We start from the raw sequence: 17,606 nt of genomic DNA, 5'->3' as shown, positions 1-17,606 counted from the left end.
GGGAACATAGATCGAACGAAGCCGAGCGGCCAGCGCTTTCCTCAGGCGGCCTTGCGCGCCTTGGCGAGTTTCTTGAGCAACATATCGCGTTTCAATCGCGAGACATGGTCGATGAACAATATCCCGTCGCAGTGATCGATCTCATGCTGCATGCAGGTCGACAGAAGCCCGTCCAGATCCTCCTCGTGCAGGGCGCCTTCTTCGTCCAGCCAGCGCACCCGGCAGCGCGAGGGACGCGTGACCTCGGCATATTGCTCCGGGATCGACAGGCAACCCTCATTATAGGCCGATACCTCGTCGCTCGCCTCGATCACCTCGGGGTTCACATAGGCGTGCGGGTCGCGGATCGGCTTGCCGTCCTCGTCCTCCTCCTGAAGATCGATGACGACGACCCGCTTGGCGACACCGACCTGGATCGCGGCGAGGCCGATCCCCTTCGCGGCATACATCGTTTCGGTCATGTCAGCGATCAGCCGACGGATATCGTCGTCGACCGTCTCGACGGGCGCGGATAGCACGCGCAGGCGGGCATCGGGAACTTCGACGATAGGGAGGACGGACATGGCGCGTCAGCTAAGAAAGCGGCGCGCGTGCGTCAAGCGACCGGCGGTTCCCATAGTTCGATGGGGTTCCCCTCCGGATCGTGGATGCGGGCGAACCTCCCGACGCCGGGTACGTCCCATTCGGGCTTCGTAACGACCGCGATGCCCCCGCTGGAAAGGGTAGCCAGCATCGCGTCGAGATCGGTGACGCGGAAGTTGAGCATGTACTGGCGATCGACCGGAAAATAATCGCTGTCGTGCGCGAAGGTGGTGAAAACGCTGGGGCCGGTCTCCGGCGTCCACTTGCCATATTTGCCGGCACCCACGCCCAGATGCTCGCGGTACCAGGTCGCGAGCGCCTTGGGGTCTTTCGCCCGGACGAAGATGCCGCCAATGCCCGTCACCGCCATCGCAATTCCCCCCTCAAGCCACCGGCCGCCGTGCACGCAGCGCTTGCGCCAGCGTTCCCTCGTCAAGATAATCCAGTTCGCCGCCGACCGGCAACCCATGCGCGAGTTCGGTGACTCGTACCGGAAACCGTTCGATCCGGTCGGCGATGTAATGCGCGGTCGTCTGCCCCTCCAGCGTCGCATTCGTCGCCAGCACCACTTCGTCGATCCCCCCCGCCTCGATCCGGCGGACGAGCAGGTCGATCGACAGATCCTCCGGCCGCACGCCCTCCAGCGCGGACAGCCGGCCGCCCAGCACATGGAACCGCCCCGCGAACAGCCGCGACCGATCGAGCGCCCAAAGATCGGCTACCTCCTCGACCACGCATAACGATCGCTGGTCGCGGCGCGGATCGACACAGACGCTGCACGGGTCGTGCGTGTCGACATTGCCGCAGGTCGCGCACGTCACCAGCCGCGCCTCCACCGCGACGAGCGCCGACAGCAAAGGCGCGAGCGCGCCTTCGCGTTTCTTGAGCAGATGCAGCACGGCACGTCGCGCGGACCGCGGTCCCAGTCCGGGCAACCTTGCCAACGCCTGAGTCAGCGCTTCGATCTCGGGGGATGCCATGACGCGGCGATAGGGGGTTGCGCCGCGCATCGCCAGCGCGTTGAAGCGGCGGCGATGCGGCCACGGCGAAGCGAACGATGAAGATCGTCTTCATGGGAACCCCCGACTTCGCGGTGCCCGTGCTGGACACGCTCGTCGCCGCGGGACATGATGTGATCGCTGCCTATACCCAGCCGCCGCGGCCGGGCGGGCGGCGCGGGCGCGAACTGGTGCCATCGCCGGTGCAGCGCCGCGCGGAGGCGCTGGGCATTCCGGTGCGGTCGCCGGTATCGCTGCGGGGTCCGGACGCGCAGGCGGGCCTCGCCGCGCTCGATGCCGATGTCGGCGTGGTCGCGGCCTATGGCCTGATCCTCCCGCAGGCGGTGCTGGACATGCCGCGGCTCGGGTGCCTCAACGTCCACGCCTCGTTGCTGCCGCGCTGGCGGGGGGCTGCACCGATCCAGCGCGCGATCCTGGCGGGCGATGCGCAGACCGGCGTCGCGATCATGCAGATGGCGGCCGGGCTGGATACCGGACCGGTGCGGCTTGAGGCCCGAACGTCCGTCGGCGGCAAGACCGCGGGCGATCTGACTCACGAACTGGCGTTGCTGGGCGCGGCGGCGATGGTGGAGGTGCTAGACGATATCGACCATTACCCGCCAATAGACCAACCGGACGCGGACACGACCTATGCCGCAAAGATCGACAAGGCGGAGGCGCGAATCGACTGGTCGATCGGTGCAGCTCAAGTTTCTCGTCAAATCCGTGCCTTTAGTCCGTCACCATCGGCCTGGTTTGAGCACCATGGCGAGAGGATAAAGATACACACCGCCAATATCCTGAGCGCTGGGCCGACGGATTACGGCACCAATTTCCCGACGACGGCGGGCATGGTTCTCGACGATCAGCTTGGCATCGGTTGCGGAAATGGTGCCATCCGTCCCGACACGCTTCAGCGCGCTGGCCGCGGACCAATGAGTGTTCAAGAATTTCTCCGCGGCTTCCCGATTCCGCCGGGCACCAAGCTTTGACGCGCTACGCGTTGACGATCGAATATGACGGTCGACCGTTCATGGGCTGGCAGCGCCAGGCACATGGTGCGACCGTGCAGCAGACGCTGGAGGACGCCGTGTTCGCGATGACCGGTGAGCGGGTCGCGGTCCATGCCGCCGGGCGCACCGATGCCGGCGTCCACGCGCTGGCGATGCGCGCGCATCTCGATCTTGCCGCCGATGTCGTGCCGTTCCGGCTGATGGAGGCGCTCAACGCGCTCGCCCGCCCGGCCCCCGTCGCGATATTGGCCTGCGAAGCGGTCACGGACGACTGGCATGCGCGCTTCTCCTGCCTTGGCCGCGCCTATGCATACCGCATCGTCAACCGCCGCGCACCGCTGACGGTCGGCAACGGCCTGGCGTGGCAAGTGCCGCAGCCGCTCGACGCGACGGCGATGGCGGAGGGTGCGGCGACGCTCGTCGGGCGGCATGACTTCACCACTTTCCGCTCCGCGCATTGCCAGGCGGACAGCCCGCTCCGCACGCTCGACCGGCTGGACGTCGCGCGCGACGGTGACGCGGTCGTCGTCAGGGCGGCGGCACGGTCGTTCCTCCATCATCAGGTACGATCGATGGTCGGCTGCCTCGCGCTCGTCGGGATGGGGCGCTGGACCCGGGACGACCTTCGCCTGGCGCTGGAGGCCCGCGACCGGGCGCGGCTCGGGCTGAACGCACCGCCCGACGGGCTGTATTTCGTGTCGGCTACCTACTGAACCGCGCCGCCAGCTCGACATGCGTCGACCAGCGGAACTGGCCGACCGGCCGCACCCAGTCGATCCGCCATCCCGATTCGCACAGGATCTTCGCATCCCGCGCGAAGCTGCTGGGATCGCAGGAGACATAGGCGATCGATCCGACCCGGCAAGCCGCCAGCGCCGCCATCTGCTCGCGCGCGCCGGCCCGCGGGGGATCGAGCACGACCGCGCCGAACCGGTCGAGTTCCGCCACCGTCAGCGGCCGTCGATACAGGTCGCGATATTCCGCGAACACCGGGCGACGCGCCAGATGCGCCGCGCCTTTCAACGCCGTCACCGCGTCGCGCGATCCTTCCGCGGCATAGACCTTCGCCGATAACGACAGCGCGAACGTGCCGAGCCCGGCGAACAGGTCGGCGACCGTCGCCGCCCCCGCCACCGCGTCGCGCACCGCGGCGACCAGCGCGGCCTCGCCCTCCGCGGTCGCCTGCAGGAACGCGGCATGCGGCAACGGCACCGCAACGCCCCCGAGGGTGATCGTCGCCGCATCCGGTTCCCACCGCGTCTCCGGCCCCGATCCGTCGTCGATCGCGAACCGCGCGACGCCGTGGCGCTCGCAAAAGGCGGTGATCGCCTCCGCCGCCGGCAACCCGTCCGCAGCGACGTTAGTAACGAGGATATCCGGCCCCTGATCGGCAAGCGTCAGATGGACGTCGCTCCGCCGTTTCAGCTGCAATCGCCGGAGCAGCCCGCGCAGCGGCGCGACGAGCGCGAACAGCTGCGGCGACAGGATATGGCATTCCTGGATGTCGACGATCGCATGGCTCGCCGCCGCCGCGAAGCCGAGCGTGACCCGCCCGCCCTTCGCCTCCGCATGCAGCGTCGCGCGACGACGGCTTTTCGGCGGCGACACCGAGGCGAGCGCGATCGGCGCGGTGAGTCCCTGCCCGTCCAATGCGTCGGCGATCCGGTCGATGACGAACGCGGCGTAACTTTCGTCGTCGAGCTGCTGGAGCCGGCACCCGCCGCACACCGGGAAGTGGCGGCATGGCGGCACCTGGTGATGCGGCCCCCAGCCCAGCGCGCCCGTCGGGGTCAGCATGTCGCCCGGCGCGGCAAAAGGGGCGTGCCGGCCGTCTTCCGCCACACCCTCACCGCGCGCCGATACGCGGGTAATCAGGCTCACAGCGACGCTCGCGCCGCAGTCAGCGCATCGGCCAGATCGTCCGCGATGAACGCCGGCCCCGCGCGCCGCGCCGCTTCGCCGTGGAGCCAGACGCCGGCGCAGGCGGCATCGAATGGCGTCATCCCCGACGCACGGGTAGCCGCGATCGTTCCCGCCAGCACGTCGCCGGTGCCGGCGGTCGAGAGCCAGTCGCTCGTACCTCCCGCCACGCAGACGCGACCGGTCGGCGACGCGATCACCGTATCCGCACCCTTGAAGACGACCACCGCGCCCGACCGTCGCGCGGCATCGCGCGTGCGGGCGATCTTGTCCGCATCCGATTTGCCGAACAGCGCGTCGAACTCGCCGCCATGCGGAGTCAGGATCGCACCGGGCGCGCGGGCGGCGATCCTGGCAGGATCGACCAGATGCAGCGCATCGCCGTCGATCACCATCAGCCGACCGCTGGCGAACGCGAGATCGAGCTTCGCCCGCGCCTCGTCGTCGCGGCCGAGCCCGGGGCCGACCAGCAGCGCGCCGATCCGCGTGTCGCCGATCGTCTTCGCATCCAGCGGCTTGCGGACCAGCGCGTGCGGCGGTCCCGCCGTCTTGCCCAGCAGCAGCACATAGCCCGCCCCCGCGCGCATCGCGGCGACGCTGGCGAGTTCGGCCGCGCCCGCCATCGAACCGGCGACGACCGCGACCATCCCGCGGGTATATTTCTGCGCGTCCGGCCCCGGCGTCGGCAAGGACGGCCGATCGAGGACAGCCGCATCGCTATCCATCGCGACCCCGATATCGAGCAGCCGCACCGACCGCGCGTATCGCGCCGCTGGCTGAAGAACATGCGCCGGTTTCACCGCACCCAAAGCCAGCACGACATCGAACACCGGCGGCAGCGACAGCACCGCGCCATCGTCGGTCGACACACCGCTCGGCAGATCGACCGCGATCGTCAGCCGCGCCGCGGCCGCCAGGTCCCGTAACCGCGTCGCAACGGCGTCGTCGATCGGCCGCGACAGGCCGGTACCGAACAGCGCATCGACCAGCACGGGGGCGGGCGCGACGTCGCCGAGCGCTTCGACCGGTCCGTCCCAGCCCGCCGCCGCCGTCCGGAACGCGTCGCTGCCGGGGGCGGCCGATGCCGCCACGCGCACCGGGACACCCGCCGCCTTCAGCCGAGCCGCGGCGATGTAGCCGTCGCCGCCATTGTTGCCGGGACCGCACAGGACCAGCACGGGACCGCCCGCCGCCAACCGCCGGACCGCGGTCGCGACCGCGCCGCCCGCCCGCGCCATCAGCGTATCGACCGTGACGTCGGCGGTCATCGCCGCAATTTCGGCCGCACGCATCTCCGCCGCGGTCAGGATCGGCCGGCCTTCGACCGCGATCATGACGCCGCGGACTTCGCCTTCACCGTTGCCGGCAAACGATAGCGATCGCCGCCGATGGCGACGTCGATGGTCTCCGGCATGACGATCGTCACCAGCGCGCGCTGCGCGCCGTCCGCCGCGATCACGCCGCGGCCGTCCTTCGTCACCAGCAACCGGTGGAACGCGCCATCGGGGTGGCGGACGATCAGCACCAGCCCACCCTCGCCCGCCAGCCGGTCGACCGTGCAGACGCGCGCCATCGGGGCATCGCCGCGCGCGCATTCGATCCGTTCGTCGTCCGCCGCCGCCGGACCCGCGTCGTTCGTCACGGTGGCCGGTCCATGGCAGCCGGCGAGCAGTGCCAGCACCGCCGCGCTAGATATCCGCATAGACATGCGTTTCGGCGGAGGCTCCGGGGTGCGTCACCGCGCCGCTGTAAGCGGGCCCGACCGTCTTCGCATAGCGCCACAGCGCACCCGAGCCGTAATCGGTCGCCCGCGGCGTCCAGCGCGCGCGGCGATCGGCCAGTACGTCGTCCGCGACGAGCAGGTCGATCGTTCCCGCGTCCGCATCGATCCGGATCGTATCGCCATCCTCGACCAGCGCGATCGGCCCGCCATCGGCCGCTTCCGGCCCGACATGGCCGATGCAGAACCCGCGCGTCCCGCCCGAGAAACGCCCGTCGGTAATTAGCGCGACCTTCTCGCCCAGCCCCAGCCCGTACAAGGCCGCGGTCGTCGACAGCATCTCGCGCATGCCGGGGCCGCCCTTGGGGCCTTCGTAGCGGATGACGATGACCTCGCCCTCATTGATCCCCCGCGCCTCGACCGCGGCGAAGCAATCCTCCTCGCAGTCGAACACCCGCGCCGGCCCCTCGAACACCAGGCGGTGCATCCCGGCGACCTTCACGATCGCGCCATCGGGTGCCAGGCTGCCGCGCAGACCGACCACGCCGCCGGTTGGGGACAGCGGCGTCTTCACGTCGTAGATCACTTTCTGGTCCGGATTCCACGTCACCTCGTCGATATTCTCGGCGAGCGTGCGCCCGCTGACGGTCATACAGTCGCCTTTCAGGAAACCGCCTTCCATCAGCGTCTTCATCAGCATGTAGACGCCGCCCGCCTCGTACATGTCCTTCGCGACATAGCGGCCGCCGGGCTTCAGGTCGGCGATGTACGGCGTGGTCTTGAAGATCTCGGCGACGTCGAACAGATCGAACGCGATCCCCGCCTCGTGCGCCATCGCGGGCAGGTGCAGCGCGGCGTTGGTCGAACCGCCGGTCGCCGCCACTACGCGCGCCGCGTTGATGAAGGCGTCGCGCGTGCAGATGTCGCGCGGGCGCAGATTGCGTTCGATCAGCTCCATGATCTGCACGCCTGCCGCATGCGCGATCTGTTCGCGGCTGCTGTAAGGAGCCGGTGCCATGTTGCTGTTGGGGATGGACAATCCGATCGCCTCGGCGACGCAGGCCATGGTGTTGGCGGTGAACTGGCCCCCGCAGGCACCGGCGCTGGGACAGGCGACCTTCTCCAGGTCGTGCACCTCCGACAACGGGCACGCGCCCGCCGCATATTTGCCGACGATCTCGAACACGTCGACGACGGTCACGTCCTTGTCGTGGAACCGCCCGGGCAGGATCGAGCCGCCATAGACGAAGATCGACGGCACGTTCAGCCGGAGCATCGCCATCATCATGCCCGGCAACGACTTGTCGCACCCCGCAAAGCCGATCAGCGCGTCGTAGCAATGCCCGCGGACGCTGAGTTCGACCGAGTCGGCGATGACCTCGCGGCTGACGAGCGAGGACTTCATGCCCTGATGCCCCATCGCGATGCCGTCGGTGACGGTGATCGTGTTGAACCGGCGCGGCATCCCGCCACCCTCGACGACACCCCGGGTCGCGACCGCCGCCTGCGCGTCGAGCGTGATGTTGCACGGCGCGCTGTCATTGCCCGCGCTGGCGACGCCGACGAAGGGCTTGGCGATATCCTCCTCGGCTATCCCCATCGCATAATAATAGCTGCGATGCGGCGCGCGCTCGGGGCCGACCGAGACGTGACGGCTGGGAAGACGCGATTTGTCGAAACGGTTGCTCATGACGACCGCCTATGTCGCGAGACGACCGGCCTGCGCAAGTCCGTTACGCGCCGAGCGCGTCCAGCGCCTGTGCGACGCCGTCCATCGTGAACGGCTTCTGCAGCCGGGGCCGATCGGAATGCAAACCGAGCTCGCTGTCCGCGCTGCCGCCGGTCGCGAAGACGAAGGGGATGCCGCGCGCGGCCAGCGCGTCCGCCACGGGTGCACTCTTCTCGCCGCCGCGCAGATTCACGTCGAGGATCGCGGCGTCGACGTTGCCGGTCTGGATCAATGCCAAGGCGCTCGCGACGCTGTCGGCGGTACCCGCGACATCCTTGTCCAGGATCTCGAGAAAATCCTCCAGCATCATGGCGATCAACGGTTCGTCTTCGACGACGAGAATACGCTTCGGCGAGGTCATCGATGCCCCTGTAACGATGCGCACGAGAACGTCAAAGGGGCATGATCGTTAGGTGCGGAGCCTAATGCCCCGCCAGCACATCCCGCGCCGCCTCGGCGAGCTGCTGCACCGAAAAGGGTTTGGGAAGAAACGAAACATTGTCGAGGTCGATCGACTTGCGCAACTGCTCCTCGGCATAGCCCGACATGAACAGGATCGGCAGATCAGGATAGCGTTCGCGTACGATGCGGACCATCGTCGGGCCGTCCATGGTCGGCATGACGACGTCGCTGATGAGCAGGTCGGGCCGGCCGCTCGTTTCCAATACTTCCAGCGCCGCCTCGCCATTTTCCGCGGTCAGCACGCTATAGCCCTGCCGGGTCAGCGCGCGTTCGGCGACGGCGCGGACCATGTCCTCGTCCTCGACCAGCAGGATCGTGCCCGTACCCCAGATCTCCGCAGGCCGTCGGGCGGGCCGCGCCGGCTGGGCGCGCGCCACCCCGCCGGCGGCGTGGACCGGCAGATAGATCGTGAATACCGCGCCCTTACCCGGCGGCGTCTCGGCGAAGATATAGCCGCCCGATTGCTTGACGATGCCGTAGACGGTTGAGAGACCGAGCCCGGTGCCCTTCCCGACTTCCTTGGTGGTGAAGAACGGTTCGAAGATCTTGGGCAGGATATCGGGCGGGATGCCGGTGCCGGTGTCGGCCACCACCAGCGCGGTGTAGTCGGCGATCGGCAGGATGTCCGACGCCATCTGCCGCACCTCCGCCGCGGTCACCGTGCGTGTCGTGATCGACAGGACGTTGATCCCGCCCTTTTGCGGGCCGCCGAGCATCGCGTCGCGGGCATTGACCGCCAGATTGACGACGACCTGCTCCAATTGCCCGGGATCGGCACGCACCGGCCCCAGATCGCGGCCATGCTGCACGTCGAGCCGCACCGTCTCGCCCATCAGCCGCTTGAGCAGGTTCGATACTTCGGACACGACGTCGGGCAGCTGCAGGATCTGCGGACGGAGCGTCTGCTGGCGGCTGAACGCCAGCAATTGCCGAGTCAATCCCGCGGCGCGGTTCGAATTGGTGCGGATCTGCTGGATGTCGTCATAATCGCTGTCGCCGGGCGAATGGCGCATCATCATCAGGTCGCAGTGTCCGATGATCGCAGTCAGGATATTATTGAAATCATGCGCGACGCCGCCCGCAAGCTGCCCCACCGCCTGCATCTTGGTCGCCTGCGCGACCTCGCGCTTCAACCGGCTTTCCTCGCTATTGTCCTTCAGGCTCAGCAACACCGCGGCATCGCCAAGCCCCCGCGCGCCGGCGATCGTCAGCGCGACGGGTTCGTCGGGGTGATCCTTCAGCCGCACCGCCATGTCGGTCGAATGCGTCGCCCCGCCGGCGAAACGGCGGATCGCGTCGGCGACCGCGGTCTTGTCCTCGCGCACCACCAGATCGCCCGGGTAGAGCGGCGGCGCGGCGCGATCGACCGCGGCGGCGCGGACGAACGAGTCGTTCATCTGCAGGAACCGCCCGTCGCGGTCGACCAGCGCCATGCCGAAGGGCATCAGGCTGACGAGGCTGCGGACATGCGCCGAGGCGCTGGCCCCGATCGCGGGTGCGTCGTCCTCCTCGTCGAGCAAGGCGACCAGCGACCCGTCGTCGTCGCCCTCGCCAAAGGGTATCTGCAGCACGCGAAGCGGCGTCCCCTCCAGCCCTTCGCGCTCGAACCGCACCAGCCCGCGGCTGTCGGTGATGAGGAACCGGGCGAAATCCTGCCCCTCGATCGCACCGTCCGCGCTGCCCGTCGCGCGCTTTCGCAACACGCGATTGGCGACGCGGACCCGGCCGTCGGCCTCGATCGTCGCCGCCATGATCCCGGCGGTGCCGAGCCGGTCGCCGGCAGCGTCCGCGATCGCAGCATCGATCGTGTCCGGGGCATCCCGCCTGTCGACGATCGCGAAGCGCCAGACGAGCATGTCCGCCTCTTCGCCGGTTCGCTCGATCGCGACCGCCAGCTTGCCGCCCGCGACCGGCAAAGAATCGAACCGCGCCTGCCCGTCGCGCCACGCGATCCGCCCGACCTTGCCGAGTTCGGTCACCGCGGCTTCGGCGATGGGGAGCCCGGGCGGCGTCGGGAAGCCGTCGAACAGCGCCGAGTATGCGTCGTTCGCGCACACCAGTCGGCCCGCCCGGTCGGTGATCGCGACCGCATCCGCGCTGGCGGCGGCGACCGAGCGAATGAAGCCCCAGTCGATCGCACCGGCATTCGGCTCCGCCGGTACCGGTGCCAGCAGCCGCCAGACGACCACCATGCCGATCGCGATCACGCCGCCGGCGAGAAACCCCGCCGCGGCGGCGACGTCATGGACCAGCCACAGGACGAGCAACGCCGCGACCAGCGCCGCCGCGCCGGCCACGATCGCGGCGTTGCGGACGGCATCATGGCCGGCCGATACGGGGACGCTCGTCGCCATCGGATCGATGTCCCCGTCTGCCGCTACCAGACGCGGACGCGCGCATCGGACGCGAGGTACAGCTTGCCCGTCGGTGCTGGCGAGAAGGCGGCGTACCATGGGTCCATGTCGCGAACGATATCCGCGCGCTGCTGCGACGGCGAATGCGGATCGGTGACGAGCTGCTTCTTCAGCTGCGCCTCGCGGTAGTTGCGCCGCCACACCTGCGACCAGCCGAGGTAGAAGCGCTGATCGCCGGTGAAGCCGTCGATCATGGGGGCCGCCTTGCCGCCCAGCGCCTTGTGGTACGCGTCATAGGCCACGGTCAGACCGGCCAGATCCGCCATGTTCTCGCCGAGCGTCAGGTGGCCGTTGACGTGCACCCCCGGCAGCGGCTCATACGCGTCGTACTGCGCCGCCAGCTTCTCGGTCAGGCCCTTGAAGTTCGCGACGTCGGTGGGCGTCCACCAATCGGCGAGTTCGCCGCGTGCGTTGAACTTCGCACCCTGGTCGTCGAAATGATGGCTCATCTCGTGGCCGATGACCGCACCGATCCCGCCGTAATTGACCGCCAGGTCGGCCTTGGGATCGAAGAAGGGCGGTTGCAGGATCGCGGCGGGGAAGACGATCTCCACCATTACCGGGTTGGCATAGGCATTCACCGTCATCGGCGTCATGCCCCATTCCCACTTCATCAGCGGCTTGCCCAGCTTCGCGACGTTCCAGTCATGCTGCCAGCCATTGGCGCGCATCTGGTTGCCATAGGCATCGCCCGGCGTGATCGTCAGCGCGCTATAGTCATGCCACTGCGACGGATAGCCGATCTTCGGCGTGAACGCGGCCAGCTTGGCGTGCGCCTTCGCCTTCGTCTCGGGTGCCATCCAGCTCAGCTTTTCGATCCGTGCGTTCATCGCGGTGATGATGTTCTTCACCAGCTGGTCGGCGGCGGCCTTCGTCTCGGGCGGGAAATATTGCTTCACATATAATTGCGATACGTCGTCCGACAGCGCGCCGGAGGTGAAGTCGACCGCGCGCTTCCAGCGCACCGCCTGTTGCGGCGTGCCCGACAGCGTCGTGCCGTAGAAGGCGAAATTCTCCTGGTCGAACGCGGTCGGCAACACGTCGGCATAGGCGTCGAGCGACCGCATCAGCAACTGGTCGCGTAGCACGGCGATCGGCGCGTCGGCGATCGCCTTGGCGATGCCGGCGATCGCGGTCGGCTGACCTACGATCACCGTATCGACCGGCGTGCCGATGTCCTTGAACCAGGTCGCGAAGGCGAAGCCCGGCGCGCTCTTCTCCAGCTCGGCCACGGTCATCTTGTTGTACGTCTTGTTCGCGTCGCGGCTCTCGACGCGGGTCCAGCTGACGGTGGCGATGCCGGTCTCGTAATCGACGATCGCCTTCGCGCGCGCCTCGGCATTCGCTTCGCCCGCCAGCGCGAACATCTTCGCGATATGCGCCTGATACGCCGCCTTCTGGGGCGCGAACTTCGCATCGAGATAATAATCGCGGTCGGGCAGGCCGAGCCCGCCCTGACGCAGGCCGAGCGCATAGATCGACGGCTGCTTCGCATCCTGCCCCACGCCGCCGCCGAACGGACCGCGAACGCCCATCCGGTCCGCCTCCGCCAGCAACGCCGGATAGCCCGCCTTGTCGGTCAGCCCGGCGATCTTCGTCATCCACGGCTTGATCGGCGCGAGGCCTTTCGCGTCGATCGCCGCGGTGTCGAGATAGGTGGCATAGGCCGTGCCGATCTTCGACCCCGTCGCCTTCTGCGCCTCCAGGATGTCGTGTGTGCGCGAGCGGGACAGGTCCGCCAGCACGTCGAACGCGCCGAAGCTGGACTTGTCGGCCGGGATCGCGGTCTGCTTGCTCCAAGTGCCGCCGGCGAAAGCGTAGAAATCGTCGCCCGGCGCGACGGCGCGGTCCATGCCGGCGGTATCGAACCCGAAATCGCCGATTTGCGGCTTGGCGGACTGCGCCTGCACCGCCGCGACGCCGGCCAGCGCCGACGCTGCGAGCAGGCTCGTTAGGATCATCGTCTTCATCCGTGGTCTTCCCCGTTCCATTTTATGTCTTACCAGATCCGCACGCGCGCTTCGGGCGCGAGGTACATCGCCTGCCCCGGCTTCACGCCGAACGCGGCATACCACGGGTCGAGGTTGCGCGTCGTCAGCGCGCGGTAATGGCCGGGCGAATGCGGATCGCTGAGCAGCGCCTGGCGAAGCGCGGGATCGCGGTACTTGATCCGCCACACCTGCGCCCAGCCATAATAGAAACGCTGGTCGCCGGTCAGCCCGCCGATCACCGGTGCCGGCTGCCGGCCCAGCGACTTGTGATATGCGTCGAGCGCCACGGTCAGCCCGGCCAGATCGGCGATGTTCTCGCCAAGCGTAAGCCCGCCCTGGATATGCTGGCCCGCCAGCGGTTCGTACGCGTCATATTGCTTCACCAGCGCGTCGGTGAAGGTCTTGAACCTGGCCACGTCCTGCGGCGTCCACCAGTCGGTGAGCTTGCCGGTCAGATCGTATTTACGGCCTTGGTCGTCGAAATGATGGCTGATCTCGTGGCCGATCACCGCGCCGATCCCGCCATAGTTGATCGCCGGGTCCGCCTTCGGATCGAAGAAGGGCGGCTGCAGGATCGCCGCCGGGAAGACGATCTCGTTCATCGTCGGGTTGGCGTAGGCGTTGATCGTCATCGGCGTCATGAACCATTCGCCCCGGTCGAGCGGGCTGCCGAGCTTGCGAAGTCCGCGATCATATTCGAACGCGTTCGCCCGCGCGACATTCCCCACCAGATCGCCGCGCGTCACCACCAGCGCGGAATAATCGCGCCATTTTTTGGGATAGCCGATCTTCGGCGTGAACGCGGCGAGCTTCGCCTGCGCCTTCACCTTCGTCTCGGGGGCCATCCATTCCAGATCGCGCAACCGCTCGCCCATCGCGGCGATGACGTTCCCGACCAGCTGGTCGGCCGCCGCCTTCGCATCGGGCGGGAAGTATTTCTGGACATAGACCTGCCCGATCGCCTCGCCCAGCGCGCCGCTGGTCGCCGACACGCCGCGTTTCCAGCGGACCTGCTGCTCGGGCGTCCCGGATAGCGCGGTCCCGTAGAAGGCGAAGTTCGTCTTGTCGATGTCGCTGGGCAGATACGGCGCATAGGCACGCAGCAGCTTCAGCGTGGCATAATCGCGCAGCACCGGCAGCGATGCGGCGGCGAAAAGCTTCGCCTCGCCGCTCACCGCACTCGGTTGCGCGACCAGATAATAGGGTCGCCCGGCTATCCCGAGCGCCGTCATGTAGCGCGCCCAGGGCATTCCCGGTGCCTTCGTCGCGAAATCGGCGGCGGTCCATTTGTTGTAGGTCTGGTCCGCGTCGCGGTTGCGGATCGAGTCCCAATGCGCCCTGGCGATGTCCGTCTCGAACGCCATCACCGCCGCGGCGCGCGGGCCTGCGCGATCGGAGTCCACTCCCGACAGGGTCAGCATCTTGGTCAGATAGGCCAGATAGGCGATCCGCACCGCGACGATCGGCGCATCCTGCTTCAGGTAGAAATCGCGGTCCGGCAGGCCGAGGCCGCCCTGCTGGAAACTGGCGACATAGGTCTCGGGGTCCTTGTCGTCCTGCCCGACCCCCATGCCGATCATCCCGCCGACCCCCTGCCGCTGCAGCGTCGCCATTTCCAGCAGCAGCGCGTCGCGGTCGGGCGCGGCGGCGATGGCGGCGAGCCAGGGCTTGACCGGCTCCAGCCCCCTCGCGTTCACCGCGGCCTCGTCCATGAAGCTCGAATAGAAATCGCCGACCTTGTCGCCCGGCGTCCTGGCCGCGTCTTCCAGGATGCCGCGCGTGCGCGTCAGCGACAGGTCCTGCAGGACGTGGAACATGCCGTAGGACGATCGGTCCGCAGGGATTTGCGTCGCGTTGAACCATGCGCCGTCGGCATGATCGTAGAAATCGGTCCCCGGCGCCACCGACAGGTCGCGGCCCGCCATGTCGAAGCCGAACGCGCCGATCTGCGGGCCCCCCGCCGACGCTGGCGCGACCGGTCCCGCCGCGGCATTGGCGACCGTGCCGGTCTTGCGCGTGGATTGCGCGACGACGACGCCGGACATGGTTGAGGCGAGCAACAGGGCGACGAGAACCGGTTTGCGCATCGATGATCCTCGATCGGGACGGAAGATACGCGGTTCTACGCCATGCGCTGCCATCGTCAATTATGCTTCATGACGTGGCGGTTACGCCATTTCCGCGCGATCCAGACCCGCCATCCGATCGCACTCGCGGCATAGCCGGCGACGCCGAGCGCCGCCGCGATGATCAGCAGCCCGATCATCGTGGCCGGACCCACCTCGACCATCAGCCAATGCATCCAGCCCGCATTCGCCTCGACTTCGTGGATGATCGGACGACCCGGCACCGTCGCATCGAGCCTGAGCACCCAGCGGCCGATCCTGTAGGCCGCAACCCACAGGATCGGCACCGTCACCGGATTGTTGAGCAGCGTCGTCCCCACCGCCACCGGCACATTGGCCTTCAGCGGCAAGCACAATATCGCGGCGAGCGGCATGTGCGCGATCGGCAGCAGCGTACCGATCACCAGCCCCAGCGCGACCCCGCGCGGCACCGACCGCCGCGTGAAGCGCCACAAGGCGGGGGCCAGCACCAGATGCGCGACCGGCCGAAGCCAGCGATTGCGCTCGAAGCTGTCGCGTGTCGGCACATGGTTCCAGACCCACGCCGCTATCCCGGACCGCACGGGTTCAGCCACGGTCGCGCAGGATCCGCCCCTGCTCGCGCTTCCAGTCGCGCTCCTTGCTCGCCTCGCGCTTGTCATGCGCCTGGCGGCCCTTGGCGAGCGCGAGTTCGATCTTCGCCCGGCCCGTCGAATTGAAATACACCGTCAACGGCACCAGCGTCATGCCGTCGCGCGACACCGCCGCGTGCATCTTCCCGATCTCGCGCCCGTTCAGCAGCAGTTTGCGTGGACGTTTGGGCTCATGGTTGAACCGGTTGCCATGACTGAACTCGGGGACGTTCGAATTGACGAGCCACACCTCGCCGCTCTTCACCTCGGCATAGCTTTCGGCGATCGACCCGGTGCCGTCGCGCAAGCTTTTCACCTCGGTACCCGTCAGCACGATGCCCGCCTCGTAGATCGTATCGATCGAATAATCGAACCGCGCACGGCGGTTCTCGGCGACGATCTTCGTCTTCTCGAAGGTGGCGGGTTTGGGACGCGGCATGGAAGGCGGGGATGTAGAGGATCGGGGGCGGGAGGGGAAGGCGACTTCATGTGCTGACGCTCGCTATCCGTCTGGCCGAATGAGGGTTCCCGCTGTCCCGTCACGCCGGGCCTGTCCCGGCGTCCATCGTGCCGCAAAACCGGAAGCGTGAGGGACGCGCGGCACGATGGATGCCGGGACGAGCCCGGCGTGACGGAGGATGTGATTACAGGCCGGAATAAAAAATTCTGCCGTTCGTCCAAAGGATCCGCCCATCGTCATCGACCGCCCACCAAATCGTGGCGGCGGCCGCATAGGTGAGACCGCCGCCCCGTTTCTGCCGAAAATCCGCATGAAAAATATCTGGCGCATTCGTGCAGGGGATTCCGTCGGAAAATCCCTGGACACGCAGTGCCGCTTGCAGTTCGATCGACGATGAACCGATCGGCGCGAGTGATTTCAGACGATCCGCGATTTCGGGCGATTGCGGATTGGACTGGATGCGTTCGGTCGCCTCGCAGCCGTAGAACCTCCCGCCTCGGGCCGTTGCACCTATCAGCAATGGCGGCAGCGGTGGCGCGGGCGCGGGCGCGACGAATTGGCGGTTCAATTCCCGCAAGCCAAAGCCGCCTACCGCCAGTCCCGCTACGGCCACTGCCGACCCCCACCAGAACCATGTGGGCATGGCTTATACTATGCCCGCTTTCGCCAGCGCCGCATCCACCGCCGCTCGCGCCGCCTCGCTAGGCCACGTCATCGGCAACCGTATCCCATCCGGAAACCCTGCCCGCACCTTCGTCATCGCATATTTCACCGGCCCCGGCGATGCGTCGCCGAACATCGCTTCGTGGAGCGGGAACAGCCGGTCGTGCAGCGCCCGTGCGCCCGCATAGTCACCGCGCGCGCAGGCCGCTTGAAAATCCGCACACAGCCGCGGGGCGATATTGGCGGTGACGGAGATGCACCCCACCCCGCCGATCGCATTGAAGCCGAGCGCGAGATCGTCGTTCCCCGACAGCTGGCAGAACGCATCGCCGACCAGCGCCCGGGTCTGCGATACGCGTTGCAACACCCCGCTCGCATCCTTCACCGCCACGAAGATCGCAGGGAACGCCCCAACGATCCGCGCCAGCGTCTGCGGCTGGATATCCGTCACCGTCCGCGACGGCACATTGTACAACATGATCGGCAGCGGAGCGTCCCGGCCGAGCGCCTCGAAGTGGCGGAAGATGCCCTCCTGCGACGGCCGGTTGTAATAAGGCGGCACCATCAGCGCGGCATCCGCACCCGCCTCCTTCGCCGCGCGCAGGTTTATCGCGGCGACGCGGGTGTCGTTCGATCCGGCGCCCGCGATCACCGGCACCCGCCCTTTCGCCTGATCGACGCATGCGCGCACGATCTGGAAATGCTCTGCGGATGTCAGGGTCGCCGCCTCGCCCGTCGTCCCGCAGGGCACCAGCCCGGACGACCCTTCCACGATCTGCCACTCCACGAGGTCGCGATAGGCCGGCTCATCGAAGGACCCGTCGGCGGCGAACGGCGTGACGAGCGCGGGGATCGATCCGGAAAACATCGCATTATTCTGCCACTGCATGCGCGCGTCGCACTTTGTTCAGGACAGA

The 17,606-nt window shown here is 67.7% G+C and carries 17 protein-coding genes; 2 read left to right on the top strand and 15 right to left on the bottom strand.

Going from position 1 to position 17,606, the window contains the following annotated elements; all coding sequences use genetic code 11:
• Positions 1-41: 41 nt before the first annotated feature.
• The 3 genes from def to recR are packed head-to-tail and all read right to left on the bottom strand — an operon-like array spanning position 42 to position 1,562.
• Positions 42-563 (bottom strand): peptide deformylase, encoded by a 522-nt coding sequence (gene def, locus HUU99_RS01080; RefSeq protein ID WP_174284702.1) that lies wholly within the window; start codon positions 561-563, stop codon positions 42-44.
• Between the two features lie 32 nt (positions 564-595).
• Complete coding sequence (locus tag HUU99_RS01075; RefSeq protein WP_174284701.1) at positions 596-952, bottom strand: VOC family protein; 357 nt, start codon at positions 950-952, stop codon at positions 596-598.
• 13 nt (positions 953-965) lie between these two features.
• Positions 966-1,562, bottom strand: a complete 597-nt coding sequence (gene recR, locus HUU99_RS01070; protein WP_174284751.1) for a recombination mediator RecR — start codon at positions 1,560-1,562, stop codon at positions 966-968.
• A 77-nt stretch (positions 1,563-1,639) separates the two neighbouring features.
• On the opposite strand from recR, the gene fmt reads away from it, so the two are divergent.
• Entirely contained in the window at positions 1,640-2,572 is a 933-nt protein-coding gene (gene fmt, locus HUU99_RS01065) for a methionyl-tRNA formyltransferase (RefSeq protein WP_174284700.1), read from the top strand.
• Positions 2,569-3,306 carry a tRNA pseudouridine(38-40) synthase TruA gene (gene truA, locus HUU99_RS01060; protein WP_174284699.1) on the top strand — a complete coding sequence of 246 codons (738 nt, stop codon included), beginning with the start codon at positions 2,569-2,571 and terminating at the stop codon, positions 3,304-3,306. The genes fmt and truA overlap by 4 nt, the downstream gene beginning before the upstream one ends.
• Here truA and HUU99_RS01055 read toward each other — a convergent pair.
• The 12 genes from HUU99_RS01055 to dapA form a co-directional block, all read right to left on the bottom strand.
• On the bottom strand, positions 3,296-4,474 hold the full coding sequence (locus HUU99_RS01055) for a class I SAM-dependent RNA methyltransferase (protein WP_254602845.1): 1,179 nt from the start codon (positions 4,472-4,474) through the stop codon (positions 3,296-3,298). The two genes, truA and HUU99_RS01055, sit on opposite strands and share 11 nt — an antisense overlap.
• Complete coding sequence (locus tag HUU99_RS01050) at positions 4,471-5,847, bottom strand: NAD(P)H-hydrate dehydratase (RefSeq protein WP_174284698.1); 1,377 nt, start codon at positions 5,845-5,847, stop codon at positions 4,471-4,473. The genes HUU99_RS01055 and HUU99_RS01050 overlap by 4 nt, the downstream gene beginning before the upstream one ends.
• Positions 5,844-6,215 carry a hypothetical protein gene (locus tag HUU99_RS01045; RefSeq protein ID WP_375380150.1) on the bottom strand — a complete coding sequence of 124 codons (372 nt, stop codon included), beginning with the start codon at positions 6,213-6,215 and terminating at the stop codon, positions 5,844-5,846. The genes HUU99_RS01050 and HUU99_RS01045 overlap by 4 nt, the downstream gene beginning before the upstream one ends.
• On the bottom strand, positions 6,202-7,923 hold the full coding sequence (gene ilvD, locus HUU99_RS01040) for a dihydroxy-acid dehydratase (RefSeq protein ID WP_174284696.1): 1,722 nt from the start codon (positions 7,921-7,923) through the stop codon (positions 6,202-6,204). The genes HUU99_RS01045 and ilvD overlap by 14 nt, the downstream gene beginning before the upstream one ends.
• Before the next feature lie 43 nt (positions 7,924-7,966).
• Entirely contained in the window at positions 7,967-8,323 is a 357-nt protein-coding gene (locus HUU99_RS01035; protein WP_174284695.1) for a response regulator, read from the bottom strand.
• A 61-nt stretch (positions 8,324-8,384) separates the two neighbouring features.
• On the bottom strand, positions 8,385-10,778 hold the full coding sequence (locus HUU99_RS01030; RefSeq protein ID WP_174284694.1) for a hybrid sensor histidine kinase/response regulator: 2,394 nt from the start codon (positions 10,776-10,778) through the stop codon (positions 8,385-8,387).
• Positions 10,779-10,801: 23 nt separating this feature from the next.
• The gene (locus HUU99_RS01025; protein ID WP_174284693.1) at positions 10,802-12,808 is read right to left on the bottom strand and encodes a M13 family metallopeptidase; all 2,007 of its coding nucleotides are present in this window, start codon (positions 12,806-12,808) and stop codon (positions 10,802-10,804) included.
• A 29-nt stretch (positions 12,809-12,837) separates the two neighbouring features.
• Positions 12,838-14,916, bottom strand: coding sequence for a M13 family metallopeptidase (locus HUU99_RS01020; RefSeq protein WP_174284692.1), 2,079 nt, complete (start codon positions 14,914-14,916; stop codon positions 12,838-12,840).
• Positions 14,917-14,972: 56 nt separating this feature from the next.
• The gene (locus HUU99_RS01015) at positions 14,973-15,530 is read right to left on the bottom strand and encodes a DUF2062 domain-containing protein (RefSeq protein WP_254602844.1); all 558 of its coding nucleotides are present in this window, start codon (positions 15,528-15,530) and stop codon (positions 14,973-14,975) included.
• Positions 15,523-16,005, bottom strand: coding sequence for an SsrA-binding protein SmpB (gene smpB / locus HUU99_RS01010; protein ID WP_174284690.1), 483 nt, complete (start codon positions 16,003-16,005; stop codon positions 15,523-15,525). Before smpB ends, HUU99_RS01015 begins: the two co-directional genes overlap by 8 nt.
• A gap of 205 nt (positions 16,006-16,210) precedes the next feature.
• Positions 16,211-16,669 (bottom strand): hypothetical protein, encoded by a 459-nt coding sequence (locus HUU99_RS01005; RefSeq protein WP_174284689.1) that lies wholly within the window; start codon positions 16,667-16,669, stop codon positions 16,211-16,213.
• Between the two features lie 3 nt (positions 16,670-16,672).
• Positions 16,673-17,557 (bottom strand): 4-hydroxy-tetrahydrodipicolinate synthase, encoded by an 885-nt coding sequence (gene dapA / locus HUU99_RS01000; protein WP_174284749.1) that lies wholly within the window; start codon positions 17,555-17,557, stop codon positions 16,673-16,675.
• Between the last annotated feature and the right edge of the window lie 49 nt (positions 17,558-17,606).

Source organism: Sphingomonas bacterium (assembly GCF_903642285.1).
In the GTDB taxonomy this organism is placed as follows: Bacteria; Pseudomonadota; Alphaproteobacteria; order Sphingomonadales; family Sphingomonadaceae; genus Sphingomonas.
This window is presented reverse-complemented; position numbering and strand designations above follow the sequence as displayed.

Excerpts from the sequence above, each read along its gene's own strand:
- def (WP_174284702.1), bottom strand. The coding sequence starts at position 563 with ATGTCCGTCCTCCCTATCGTCGAAGTTCCCGATGCCCGCCTGCGCGTG.
- HUU99_RS01075 (WP_174284701.1), bottom strand. The coding sequence starts at position 952 with ATGGCGGTGACGGGCATTGGCGGCATCTTCGTCCGGGCGAAAGACCCC.
- recR (WP_174284751.1), bottom strand. The coding sequence starts at position 1,562 with ATGGCATCCCCCGAGATCGAAGCGCTGACTCAGGCGTTGGCAAGGTTG.
- fmt (WP_174284700.1), top strand. The coding sequence starts at position 1,640 with ATGAAGATCGTCTTCATGGGAACCCCCGACTTCGCGGTGCCCGTGCTG.
- HUU99_RS01050 (WP_174284698.1), bottom strand. The coding sequence starts at position 5,847 with ATGATCGCGGTCGAAGGCCGGCCGATCCTGACCGCGGCGGAGATGCGT.
- HUU99_RS01045 (WP_375380150.1), bottom strand. The coding sequence starts at position 6,215 with ATGCGGATATCTAGCGCGGCGGTGCTGGCACTGCTCGCCGGCTGCCAT.
- ilvD (WP_174284696.1), bottom strand. The coding sequence starts at position 7,923 with ATGAGCAACCGTTTCGACAAATCGCGTCTTCCCAGCCGTCACGTCTCG.
- HUU99_RS01035 (WP_174284695.1), bottom strand. The coding sequence starts at position 8,323 with ATGACCTCGCCGAAGCGTATTCTCGTCGTCGAAGACGAACCGTTGATC.
- HUU99_RS01030 (WP_174284694.1), bottom strand. The coding sequence starts at position 10,778 with ATGGCGACGAGCGTCCCCGTATCGGCCGGCCATGATGCCGTCCGCAAC.
- HUU99_RS01025 (WP_174284693.1), bottom strand. The coding sequence starts at position 12,808 with ATGAAGACGATGATCCTAACGAGCCTGCTCGCAGCGTCGGCGCTGGCC.
- HUU99_RS01020 (WP_174284692.1), bottom strand. The coding sequence starts at position 14,916 with ATGCGCAAACCGGTTCTCGTCGCCCTGTTGCTCGCCTCAACCATGTCC.
- smpB (WP_174284690.1), bottom strand. The coding sequence starts at position 16,005 with ATGCCGCGTCCCAAACCCGCCACCTTCGAGAAGACGAAGATCGTCGCC.
- HUU99_RS01005 (WP_174284689.1), bottom strand. The coding sequence starts at position 16,669 with ATGCCCACATGGTTCTGGTGGGGGTCGGCAGTGGCCGTAGCGGGACTG.
- dapA (WP_174284749.1), bottom strand. The coding sequence starts at position 17,557 with ATGTTTTCCGGATCGATCCCCGCGCTCGTCACGCCGTTCGCCGCCGAC.